The following is a 1,118-nucleotide window of genomic DNA, read 5'->3' as shown; positions in this document are numbered from 1 at the left end:
TTTCTATGTCGTCCCCATTAGCCGAGGCGAACCAGCCCTTCCTGCAAGCTCACCGTCGAATGGATGGCCTGCGCCTGCACACCAAATTGCGCATTCGTCAGCACGTCCTGCGCCTTGCCCAGGCCCATGCCGGCCAGCGTGCCGTCCGCGCCATAGTGGTAGGCCAGGTCGCCGCCCAGTGCTTCGCTGTCGCTGCCGGCCAGGTGGAACTGCGTGAGCCCGTTGCTCAGTGCCCAGCTGCTCAGCCCTGGCGTGGCCGTACGCGCTGCATCGAACGCGCCGACCAGTCCCTGGAAGTCAAAGGTCTGCACCTTTTTGTTGAGCAGTGGGTCGCTGGAGTTCGCATCAAAGGCCGCCATGGCTTCTGCCACCAGTTGCAGGTTCAGCACGCTTTGATTGGCCGTGCTGCCGTACCAGTAGCTGAAGGTCAGCTGGTCGGTGTCACTGAGCTTGAGGATCAGGTCGTTACCGCTCTTTTCCAGGCTCAGCTTGGCGTAGTCAAGGCCGACGCCGCCCAGGCTGACGGTGTCGTCCGGACCCATGGAGGCGCCGCTCGCATACACCGTATCCTGGCCGTCACCGACATTGAAGGCGACGAGGTCTTTCCCGTTGCCGAGGCTGACCACGTCGTTTCCGCTGCCACCTATAAAGAGGTCCGCGGCGGCGGCGCTGCCGCTCAAATGGTCGACGCCGGCTCCTGCATTGAGGTAATTGCTGCCATTGCCATCCGCGAGCTGGTCGTTTCCTGCACCGCCTTCGAGCACATCGAAGCCGCCGGCGCCATCGAGCATGTCGCTGCCGCCAAGCCCCTTCAGCATGTCATTGCTGGTGGCGCCAATCATGTAGTCATCACCCTGGGTTCCGCCAAACACTACCGCTGCTGCCATCGCGGCGAAGTCGGTTTTGCTCCACAGCGTGCCGTCAGCAAACTCGACTTGCTCGATCTTGTAGGCATCGTTCAAATACCACCTGGCAAGCGTGATCACATCCGTCGTGCCGTCTATGCTCAGGAAAAGATCCCAGTTGTTGCGGTTGAGCTTGATGTCGCCGGCCGTCACGGAGCTGTCGAAGCGGAGGGTATCGATGTTGCCAACCGTGGTGTCGTATTCGGTAATGAA

1 protein-coding gene is annotated in these 1,118 nt (G+C 61.3%); it reads right to left on the bottom strand.

Features of this window, described 5'->3' with window-relative positions:
• Positions 1 to 17: 17 nt before the first annotated feature.
• The coding region (locus AC1D1F_RS24755) for a calcium-binding protein (RefSeq protein WP_477700886.1) at positions 18 to 1,118 on the bottom strand (1,101 nt) is incomplete at its 5' end.

Source organism: Polaromonas sp. P1_H6 (assembly GCF_056405195.1).
The sequence above is the reverse complement of the archived record's forward strand: the minus strand, read 5'-3'. Positions and strand labels throughout refer to the sequence as shown.